Below are 10,346 nucleotides of genomic sequence, written 5' to 3' on the forward strand. Positions count from 1 at the left end.
CGATCGGGTGATCCCCCGCCCCCGGCCGTGACCGGGTACGTGAGCCGGCCCGTGAGCGGTTGAGACGGCCCGGAGGGGGCGGTTGAGACGGCCTGGAGAGGGCCGTGTTCCCTCGCTCAGCCGCTGCCGTGCCGACTGCGGTAGGCCGCGACGCTGGCGCGGTGCGCGCAGGTCCGGGTGCAGTACCGCTTCGAGCCGTTGCGTGAGAGGTCCACATAGGTGGCCCGGCACTGGGACCCGGCACATACGCCGAGACGGGTGGGACCGAGCGTGGCGATCACACAGGCCAGCGCGCTGAGCGTGGTCGCGGCCAGGTGCGCCGCGCAACGGTCGGTGTCGGCGGTGACCTCGGTCCACCAGCGGTCGTGACCGTGACGCAGCACCGGAGTGGCCCGACTGCGGCGCAGGCCGTCGTTGATCAGGGCCGCAGCCGCGACCGCGTCGGTGCTGGACCGTTCGAGAACGCCGCGCACCGTCTCGCGCAGCGCCCGGACCTCCGTCAGGTCGACGCGGGTGAGACGCCGCCAGGGACCGGGTCCCGGGTCCGTGGCCGGGCTCGACGGCTCGCCCGGCCCGACAGGCGGATGGGCGGCGAGGAAGTCCTGGAGCTGTTCCACGGTCTCCAGCGCGTCCTCGCCCTTGATCGGTCTCCAGGTGTTGGCGAGATCGACGGCAGTCTCCACCGCCGATGAGCTGTAACACGCATCCAGCATTTGACGTGTCTCCTCACTCCGCTTAGCGTGACACCTGTATTGGTTTTCACATGTCACAAGGTACCTGGATGGAGACGACGATGCCGCAGACGATCCCGTCTGGAGGTGCTCCGGCACCGGAGCGAACCGGCGCGTCGGACGGGCGTCGGCTGGGGCTGACTTTGGGGATGCTGGTGCTGCCGATGTACGTGGCACTGGGAGCGCCGTCGGTGGCGCTGCCGGTCATCGGCCGCGCGCTCGGAGTGCCGTTCGGGGCCACGGCATGGATTCTCGCCGCCTGGTCGCTGACCTCCGCGCTCGCCATGCCGGTCGCTGGTCGGCTGCTGGTCCGCTGGAGCCCCTACCAGGTCCTCGTCGCCGGGGTCGCGGCGCTCGCCGCGGGCTCCGCGCTCGCCGGAGCCGGGCCGACGCTGTCCGTCGTGATCGTCGGCCGGCTGATCGGCGGCGCCGGGGCGGGTGCGACCGTGATCGCCGTCTTCGCCGCGGCCACCGTCCTTCCCGGGCGGCAACGGATTCGCGCCCTGGGAATCATCGCGGCAGCCAGCGCGACGGCGTCTGGGTGCGGGACACTGCTGGGCGGGGCGGTGACCGCATGGCTCGGGTGGCGTGCCGTGCTCGCGATCCCCGTCCTCGCGCTGCCCCTCCTGCTGGTCGCCATGCCGAGCAGGCGCGCGCTGACGCGGAGCGGTGGGGGCGAGCGGAACGGCTCGGCCGGGCGACTCGATATCGCCGGCGCGGCCGTGCTGTCGGTACTCGCCAGCTCCTTGATCACGTTGTTGCAGGCACACTCGGTCGGCCTGCCCGCTCCGGTCACGCTCGTCGTGGCCGCCGCCGGGGTGCTCGCCGCCGTGGGACTGTGGTGGCGCGTGCGCGGCAAGCCCGACGGGTTCGTGCCCCGGCGGGTGATCGCATCCCGCGGTTTCCTGGCGTCCGGGCTCATCGGCGGGACCGTCTTCGCCGGCTACTACGGGGTGCTGTTCCGCGCCCCGTCCCTGATCGAGCAGGCCACCGGCGGCGGCCCCCTGGAAGCCGGCGTGCTCCTTGTTCCGGCCGCCGCCTGCTCGCTGCTGGCCGGGCGGCTGGTCGGCACCTTGACCGACCGGTTCACCGGCTGGCAGGTGTCGGCCGGGCTCGCGGCACTCACCGTCACCGGCGTGCTCGTGGTCGCGATCTCCACCGGGCCGATCCCGGTCGTCATCGGCACGGCCATGACCGTGTGCGGGTTCGCCGGCACCCAAGCCGTACTGGTGAGCCTCGCGTCGGACCTGGTCGCCGCGGACGACCGCGACACCGCACAGGGCCTGCTCAACTTCATGAACGTCCTGGGTGGCGGGATCGGTCCGGCCGCTGTCGCGGGACTGTCCGGCATCGTGCCGGCACCGGTGGCCCTCGCCGTGCTCGCGGCACTCCCCCTGGCCGGACTCGTCGTCAGCCTGACCCTGGCCCTGACCCGGCGCCCTGCCCCCGGCCCTGACCCGACGCCACACGTGGGAGCCCGCGACGAGGGCTCACCCGCATCCGATCCGATGACGCTTGACCAGTAAGGAGCCCTGCCATGTCCGCCGAGCCGTTCGAAGTCAGCATCACCGAAGCCGAGATCACGGACCTGCGTGAACGGTTGCGCCGGACACGGTGGCCCGAGCCCGAGCCGGTGGACGACTGGTCACAAGGGGTGCCGCTGGCCTACGCACAGGAGCTGTGCCGCAGCTGGGCCGAGGACTACGATTTCGGGTTCGCCGAGCGGCTGAACGTGTTCCCGCAGTACCGCGACACCATCGACGGGCTGGGCATCCACTTCCTGCACGTCCGCTCGCCGGAGCCGGACGCCTTCCCGCTGGTGCTCACGCACGGCTGGCCGGGTTCGGTGCTCGAGTTCCTGGACGTCCTCGGACCACTGACCGACCCGCGCGCATACGGCGGGGATCCGGCGGACGCGTTCCACGTGGTCGCGCCGTCGTTGCCCGGGTACGGCTGGAGCGACAAGCCGACGAGGCCCGGGTGGGGTGTCACGCGCATCGCGCGCGCCTGGGACACGTTGATGGTGTCGCTGGGTTACGAGCGTTACGGCGCACAGGGCGGTGACTGGGGTTCGGCGGTGTCCGGTGCGCTCGGCGAGGTGGCGCCCGAGCGGGTCGCCGGCGTGCACGTGAACATGGGGTCCGTGGCGCTGGGCACATTCGACGACCCGACGCCCGCTGAACGAGCGAACCTCGAGGCCGAGAAGGAGTTCCAGCGCACCGGCCGGGGGTATTCGGGGCAGCAGGCGACCCGGCCGCAGACGCTCGGCTACGGCCTCACCGACTCCCCGGCCGGCCAGGCCGCCTGGGTCGCCGAGAAGTTTCACGCCTGGACGGACCACGACGGCAACCACGAGGACGCGGTGTCGCGGCAGAAGATCCTCGACGAGGTCTCGGTCTACTGGTTCACCGCGTCGGCCACCTCGTCCGCGCGCCTGTACTGGGAAAGCTTCGCCCACTTCCGGGACAAGGTCACCGCGCCGTCCGGGCTGTCGGTCTACCCCCGCGACATCACCCGCCCGTCCCGGCGGGAGGCCGAACTGCGGTTCACCGACCTGCGCTGGTTCGAGGAACTGCCGCGAGGCGGCCACTTCGCCGCGCTGGAGCAGCCGGAGTCGCTGGTCGAGCAGGTGCGCGGGTTCTTCCGCCTCGTCCGCTGACCAGGCATCAACCCAGAAGCCACAGACAGGGGCCGTCCAGGGCGCACCGTGACCGCACCCCTGTCAGCCCGTCGTCGCGAGGTCCACGATGCGCTGGATCAGGTCCGGATAGCTCCAGCCGGCCCCGGTGGCGGCGCGGGGCAGCAGGCTCCCGGGCGTCAGCCCCGGGAGGGCGTTCACCTCCAGGCACCTCGGTTCGCCGTCGGCGCCGCAGCGGAAGTCGGTGCGTGCGTAGGTGCCGGCGCCGATGCCCAGGGCCCGGTGCGCGCGCACGGCCAGCTCTTGCAGCCGGGAGGCGAAGGCTTCCGGGACACGGGCCGGGCACACCTCGGCCACCGCCCCGGGCTGGTACTTGGCCGCGTAGTCGAACATCGGTGTCGTCAGTTCGATCTCGACCACGGGGAGCGGCCTCTCACCGAGCACCCCCACGGTGAACTCGCGCCCCGGCAGGAACGGCTCGACCAGCAGCCCGCCCTCGGAGAGGGGCACCTCGGCCGCCACCTGTTCCAGCCGCGCGGGCGAGTCGATCCGGTGGACGGACACACTCGATCCGTCCGCGACGGGCTTGGCCACCACCGGACCGGCCGCCAGCAGCCGGCGCACCTCTTGCGGGACCTCGCCCGCCGCCGACCGCCACAGCACCCGCTCGGCCACGGGCACACCCGCCGCTCCCAGGACGGCCTGCGCCCGCTCCTTGTGCCACGCCGCCGCGCACGCCGCGCTGTCCGCACCGGTGAACGGCACCCCGGCCACCTCCAGCAGCGCCTGCACGTGCCCGTCCTCGCCCCAGCCGCCGTGCAGCGCCAGGAACACCAGGTCGGCGCCGCGCAGCAGTTCAAGCACCGGGCCGCCGGTCAGGGCGGCGTGCATCCGCGACCGCAGCCGCGGCCGGTCCGCGGGGGGCGGCGGCTCCGTCCCGACCGCCACCCCGCCGAGCCCGGCACCGGCACCGGCATCGGATCCGGCAGCGGTACCGGCGCCGGTACCGGCAGCGGCACCCGCCACCTCCCGCAGCGGCCCGGCCAGGACGGGTACCTCGGCGGCCGGGTCGACCAGCACCACCTCGTGCCCGCGTTCCAGCAGGGCCCGGGCCACCGCGTGGCCCGAGGCGAGGGACACGTCCCGCTCCGAACTCTCGCCGCCGCACAGGACGACCACCCGCATACCCGGCCCCTGCGGGCCTTCCCCCACCGGTTTCATGACGCCGCCTCCAGGATCATCAGCTGCTCCGGGTCCGGATGGGGTACGAAGCCGGCCCTGGCGTAGACCTCGTGCGCGTCGCGGGTGGCGAGCAGGACGCGTGTGAGCCCCCAGGGCGCGAGAAGGTCGCGGACGGCGCGGGTCAGCCAGGTGCCGAGCCCTCTGCCGCGGTGCGCGCGGGCGACGTAGACGTCGCACAGCCAGGCGAAGGTGGCCCGGTCGGTGACGACCCGGGCGTAAGCGACCTGCGCCCCGGCTCCCTCTCCGCTCTCGTGCACGGAGACGTTGCGGGAGCCGCGCACCGCCCGCTCGACCACCTCCCGGCCGCGGCCCAGCGCCCAGTACGCGTCGGTGGACAACCAGTGGTGGACCAGACCGACGTCGAGCCGGTCGGGGTCCGTGGACAGCTCGTAGCCGTCCACCCCTTTTGTGATCATGCTGAGGCAGCGTAGTGAGATTGGTTGGTTTTTCCAAGCCCATACTTGGAGCCGCCAAGCTGGAGCGCGGGACACCCGGCCGGTCCCCCCGGCAGCGGCAGTTCCCTGCCGGCCGGCCGTTTGCGTTGGAGCGCACTCCAGCACCTAGCGTCACCGGCGAGTTCGCACACGTGCCCGCGCCACGGCCGGGCACCCCCGCCCCTGGAGGTATCCGCATGACCACCCTTCCCACCCGCCGCCTGGGAGAGCTGACCGTCCCCGGCCAGGGGCTCGGCTGCATGGGCATGAGCCACGGCTACGGCTCCTCCGACGACGAGGCGTCGACAGCCACCATCAACCGCGCCCTCGACCTGGGGGTCTCCCTCCTGGACACCTCCGACTTCTACGGCGCGGGCCGCAACGAGGAACTGGTCGGCCGGGCCATCGCACACCGCCGCGACGAGGTGGTACTCGCCACGAAGTTCGGCTTCGCCAACAAGCTGGGCGAGCCGACCGTCATCCGGGGCGACGCCGCGTACGTCCGCCAGGCGTGCGAGGCCTCGCTCCGCCGGCTGGGCACCGACCACATCGACCTGTACTACCAGCACCGCGTCGACCCCCAGGTCCCCATCGAGGAGACCGTCGGCGCCATGGCGGAGCTGGTGGCGGAGGGCAAGGTGCGCCACCTCGGCCTCTCCGAGGCGAGCGCGGCCACCCTCCGGCGCGCCCACGCGGTCCACCCCATCAGCGCGCTGCAGAGCGAATGGTCGCTGTGGACCCGCGACCTGGAGGACGAGATCGCACCGGTCTGCCGTGAACTGGGCATCGGGCTGGTGCCGTTCTCCCCGCTGGGCCGGGGCTTCCTGACGGGACGGTACGCGTCGGTCGAGACGCTGGAGGAGACGGACGCCCGGCGGAACATGCCCCGGTTCTCCGGGGAGAACTTCGACCGGAACCTGGCGATCGTCCAGCGGCTGAACGAGCTGGCCGAGCGGCGCGGCGTGACGGCCGGGCAGCTCGCACTGGCCTGGGTGCAGCACCGGGGCGACGACGTGGTGCCGATCCCCGGCACCCGGCGCCAGAAGTACCTGGAGGAGAACGTCGCGGCGCTCACCCTCTCCCTCTCGGACGAGGAGATCGCCGCGATCGAGGCGGCCGCACCCCGCGACCGGATCGCCGGGGCACGCTACGACGAGGGCAGCCTCTCCTTCGTCAACGGCTGAGCCACCCCGCGCCGGGGCGGCCGCTGTCCACCCTTCGCGGCCCGCCCGTCCGTCCGCCGCGGGGCGTTCGCCGCTCGGCCGTCCGTCCGCCACCGGGCCGCCGTGCGGCAGGCGGCACGGCGGTGGGCAGGACGGCGACGGGCGCCGTACCGCGAGCGGAGCCGCGCAGGAGCCGTCCCAGGGGCGATCCCTCGGGGTGGTCCTCAGTGCGGTCCTCACTGCGTCCTCACTGCGGCCTCGGGAGGCATACTCGTCGCCATGGCTGAGGTGACACCGAGCACGGGGACCGACCGCGGATCGCCGCCGGGCGAACCGGCGTTGCGCGGGGCGACGTGTCTGACCGCGGTGCGGGACGCGGACCCGGCGGAGGTGATCCGGCTGCTGGGCGGCGACCCCGGGCGGGCCCGGCGCGTGTCGCCGGGTGGCCACCTGACCGAGCCGCGCGCCCGGGGCGGCGCGGGGGGCGCTGAGAGCGCGGAAGGCGCGGAGGGCGCGGAGGGCGCGCTGCGGGTGGCGGTCGCGCACGCGGGACCCGCCGTGGTGATCGTCGAGTACGACGGTTTCCCGGGCTCCCGGGAGGAGATGCTGCGCTCCCTCTCACGGGCGGGCGGCCGGGCGGCCTGCGCCCGCTGGGGCGACGACGCGCCCTCGGGGCTCCTCCTGGCCGAGGACGGCATGGTGCTCTCGGCCTTCGAGACACGGTCCCCCGGCACCCGCTGGGGCGCGTACCCCGAGGCGTGGGACCCGCATCTGGCGGGGCTGTCCCTCGAGCCGGACGGCGACCTGGCCGCCGCCGGGGCCGCGGCCGTCGCGCGCGCCACGGGAGCCCGGCTGGACGCGGAGTGGGCGGCGGGTCCCCACTTGTCCGTGGAGATCGGCGAGGTGCCGGCCGCGCTCTCGGCACCGGCGGTGGACAGTTCGCCGCTGCTGGAGGAGGAGCCGTTCCGCGGCTTCCTCGCCCGCCCGGGCCCGGACGCCCTGCCCGCCATGGAGCAGTACGCGGTCGAACTGGCCGCCCGGCACACCGGGGTGGCCGACGACGCGCTGTGCACCCTCGCCCTGGCCGTCCTGGACGGTTGCGGTCCGCCGGAAGGGCGCGCCCAGCTGCGGACCGATCTGGCGGCCCGCGCCGCCGAGGGCACCGACGGCGGAACCGGCGGAACCGGCGCGCGCCGGGCAGTCGTGTGGCGGGCCCTCGGCGACCTCCTGGCCCGCGAGGAGGGCGCCCGGCCGGCCGGTCCTCCCGTCGTCGTCCGCCTCGCCCGTGCCATGGGAGACGGCCGCCGCACGCCGGAAGCCGACCGCTTCCGGCTGCTCGGCGCCCTGTACGAGACCGCCCGGCGCGAGTCCCGGGAGCACCGGTCCGCGCCGGTCCGCGACGCGCGACTCCGCCGGACTTGAATGCCCGTGGCACGAGTGCTCGGGGTATGGGTCGGCGGGGCACGGGACCGCAGGGCAGGACCGCGGGGCACCGGCCCGTCGGCGCGGTGACGTCCCGGCCTCGTCCCCGCCCCGTCGAGATCCGCCCGTCGAGATCCGCCCGCCGTGGCACGGGGCGGTGCGGCACCGGAATGGTGCGGCACCGGAATGGTGCGGCACGGGGATGGTGCGGCACGGGGATGGTGCGGCACCGGAATGGTGCGGCACGGGGATGGTGCGGCACGGGGATGGTGCGGCACGAGGATGATGCGGCACCGGGTCAGTACAGGGCGAGGTGCCAGTCGCCCGCGCCGCCGGTGAGGGTCAGGGTGGCCAGGGGCTCGGTCGCGATGTGCCAGTAGGCGTGGGGCGGGGCCTTGAGCGCGTAGCAGAGGGCCGCCCGGACGATGGCGGGTTCGGCGACGGCCACGGCCCGGCCGCCCGGCTCCACCGGCCGGGTGTCCAGCCAGCCCCCGATCCGGCGGATGAAGGTGAGCAGCGACTCGCCGCCGTGCGGGGCCGCGCGGGGGTCCGCGCGCCACAGGCGCACCGCCTCCGGTTCCCGGACGGTGACCTCGGCCAGGGTGGCACCGCGCCAGCGGCCCATGTCCCAGTCCAGCAGGGCGGGTTGGGCGAGCGGGGTGAGGCCGAGGGCGGCGCCCGTCTCGCGGCAGCGGGCGGACGGGGAGCAGTAGCGCAGTTCGGCCGCCGCGAGGTGGGAGAGCGAGGGTGCCCTCCGTACCACCTCCTCCCATCCGGTGGCGTCCAGCGGACGGTCGTCGTCGAAGCGCGCGTCCAGTACGGAGGAGCTGCGCCCAGCGGCCAGCAGCGTCATGCACGCCTGCATGCGGTGAGCGTAGAACCGTACGGGCGTGCGGACGAGAGGACGGACGCCACCTCTGCCGCGCCAGGTCCGGCGGACGGCGCCCCAGGGAGCGCCCAGGGGGAATCGGGCGGGCCCGGGTGCACGGGCAGGGCCCGGAGCGCACCGGAGGCTGCAATCATGGACAGGTCCCGGCGGTCCCGAGTGGTCCCGGTGGCGTTCCGCCGTTCTCAGCCGTGCGGCAGCACCTCGGCGCAGGCGGACCCCAACCGCCGTACGCCTTCGACGATGTCGCCCTCGGCCGCGGCGGGCGCGAAGGTCACCCGCAGGTACGGGGCCGGGGGTTCGGCGGCGAAGTAGGGGCGGCCCGGGGCGACGGCGACCCCCGCGCGCAGGGCGGCGGCGGTGAGCGCGGCCTCGTCCGTGCCGTCGGGCAGGCGCAGCCACAGGTGGTAGCCGCCGCGCGGGACGTGGTCGAGGCGGAGCGCGGGGGCCTCGCTCGCCAGCGCGGTGAGCATCAGCGCGCGACGGGTGCGGAGTTCGGCGGCGACGGTGCGCAGGTGACGGGACCAGGCGGGCGCACCGACGAGTTCGAGGGCGGCCTCCTGGAGCGGCCGGGGCACGAAGAAGCTGTCGACGACCTGGATGGCGCGCAGCCGCTCCAGCGCGGGCCCGCGCGCGGCGAGCGCCCCCACGCGCAGGCTGGGCGAGGTGATCTTGGTCAGCGAGCGGATGTGGACGACCACACCGTCCGGGTCCTCGGCGCGCAGCGGGGGCGGCAGCGGCCCCGCGTCCTCGTGGGCGAGGTTCCGCGCGAAGTCGTCCTCCACGACGAAGGCACCGGCCTCGCGCGCGGCGCGCAGGACGTCGCGGCGGCGGTCCGGGGCCAGCACGGCACCGGTGGGGTTCTGGAAAAGCGGCTGGCAGACGAAGACCCGTGCGCCGCTGGCCCGGAACGCCTGCGCCAGCAGGCCGGGGCGGACGCCCCCGGCGTCCACGGGCACCGGGACGGGGCGCAGTCCGGAGGCGCGGGCCGCGGCGAGCATCCCGGGGTAGGTGGGCGACTCGACGAGCACGGCGGCGCCCGGAGGCGCCAGCGCGCGCAGCGCCGTGGTGATCGCGGACTGTCCGCCCGCGGTGATCAGGACCTCGCCGGCCGCCACCGCACCGGCCGGGCCGCCGATCTCCCGCGCGAACCAGCCGCGCAGCTCCTCGACCCCCTCCACGGGCGGACGCCCCAGGCGCCGGGCCGCCGTCCGGCGCGGGCGAGCGCCGCCGCGAGCGCCTTCTCCGGCTGCAGGCCCGGCGGCAGATAGCCGCCGTTCAGCTCCAGGACGCCGGGCGGCGGTACATCGAGCGTGGCGGTCACCCCGCTCGCGTCGACGCTGCGGGGCACGTGGTCGGCCGAGGCGTCCGCGCTGAGGGACACCTCCTGCCACGAGGTGTCGCCGCGCTGTCCGAGGGCGGCGTCGGCCTGCCGCGGCTGGGCGCGGAAGGCCCCGGCACCCGGCCGGGTCACCACCAGCCCCTCGGCCACGAGCGCCGCCAGGGCCCGCGAGACGGTCACCGGACTGGCCCGGAACCGCTCCACGAGGGCCCGACTGGAGGGCAGCTTCTCACCGGGAGAGTAGCGGTCCAGCTCACTCCGCAAGGAAGCGGCCAGTTCGGCGACACTGCTACGCTGCGACATGAGTACAGAGGATAGCGCTACCGCTCGCACGGCGATAGCGGACGCACCCCGCCCGACGGAGGACCGCGGCGGCGCCGCCCCCCGCCGCAGCGCCGCACCGGCGTACGAGGGCGAGGGGGACGCGGGAACCGGCCCGGCCGCCCACCGCACCGACGGGACCGCCCCGGCCACCGCCACCCCGGCCG

9 protein-coding genes and 1 pseudogene are annotated in these 10,346 nt (G+C 74.9%); 5 read left to right on the top strand and 5 right to left on the bottom strand.

The features are described 5' to 3' along the window. Nucleotides 1-116: 116 nt before the first annotated feature. A complete protein-coding gene (locus FM076_RS05265) occupies nt 117-713 on the bottom strand; it encodes a CGNR zinc finger domain-containing protein (protein WP_173868758.1) in 597 nt (198 codons plus the stop codon). A 68-nt stretch (nt 714-781) separates the two neighbouring features. Between FM076_RS05265 and FM076_RS05270 the strand changes: the two genes are divergently transcribed. Together FM076_RS05270 and FM076_RS05275 are read left to right on the top strand one after the other, a co-directional pair. Continuing rightward, nucleotides 782-2,257 (top strand): MFS transporter, encoded by a 1,476-nt coding sequence (locus FM076_RS05270; RefSeq protein WP_243274309.1) that lies wholly within the window; start codon nt 782-784, stop codon nt 2,255-2,257. 11 nt (nt 2,258-2,268) lie between these two features. Next, nucleotides 2,269-3,390, top strand: coding sequence for an epoxide hydrolase family protein (locus FM076_RS05275; protein ID WP_173868759.1), 1,122 nt, complete (start codon nt 2,269-2,271; stop codon nt 3,388-3,390). Nucleotides 3,391-3,453: 63 nt separating this feature from the next. On the opposite strand, the gene FM076_RS05280 is transcribed toward FM076_RS05275, so the two are convergent. Beyond that, nucleotides 3,454-4,590, bottom strand: a complete 1,137-nt coding sequence (locus FM076_RS05280; protein WP_243274310.1) for a D-alanine--D-alanine ligase family protein — start codon at nt 4,588-4,590, stop codon at nt 3,454-3,456. Continuing rightward, entirely contained in the window at nt 4,587-5,027 is a 441-nt protein-coding gene (locus tag FM076_RS05285; protein ID WP_173868760.1) for a GNAT family N-acetyltransferase, read from the bottom strand. The genes FM076_RS05280 and FM076_RS05285 overlap by 4 nt, the downstream gene beginning before the upstream one ends. A gap of 215 nt (nt 5,028-5,242) precedes the next feature. On the opposite strand from FM076_RS05285, the gene FM076_RS05290 reads away from it, so the two are divergent. Next, nucleotides 5,243-6,229: an aldo/keto reductase gene (locus tag FM076_RS05290; protein ID WP_173868761.1), complete on the top strand. Its 987-nt coding sequence runs from the start codon at nt 5,243-5,245 to the stop codon at nt 6,227-6,229. Between the two features lie 258 nt (nt 6,230-6,487). Further along, a complete protein-coding gene (locus FM076_RS05295; RefSeq protein WP_173868762.1) occupies nt 6,488-7,630 on the top strand; it encodes a DUF6461 domain-containing protein in 1,143 nt (380 codons plus the stop codon). A 298-nt stretch (nt 7,631-7,928) separates the two neighbouring features. On the opposite strand, the gene FM076_RS05300 is transcribed toward FM076_RS05295, so the two are convergent. Together FM076_RS05300 and FM076_RS05305 are read right to left on the bottom strand one after the other, a co-directional pair. After that, nucleotides 7,929-8,495: a histidine phosphatase family protein gene (locus FM076_RS05300; RefSeq protein WP_173868763.1), complete on the bottom strand. Its 567-nt coding sequence runs from the start codon at nt 8,493-8,495 to the stop codon at nt 7,929-7,931. A gap of 206 nt (nt 8,496-8,701) precedes the next feature. After that, nucleotides 8,702-10,161 (bottom strand): annotated as a pseudogene (locus FM076_RS05305) (PLP-dependent aminotransferase family protein). On the opposite strand from FM076_RS05305, the gene FM076_RS33125 reads away from it, so the two are divergent. Then, on the top strand, nt 10,160-10,346 hold a 187-nt coding region (locus FM076_RS33125; RefSeq protein WP_207730262.1), incomplete at its 3' end, for a hypothetical protein. The pseudogene FM076_RS05305 and the gene FM076_RS33125 sit on opposite strands and share 2 nt — an antisense overlap.

The sequence above is a fragment of the Streptomyces albus subsp. chlorinus genome (genome assembly GCF_013302895.1).
Lineage (GTDB): Bacteria > Actinomycetota > Actinomycetes > Streptomycetales > Streptomycetaceae > Streptomyces > Streptomyces chlorinus.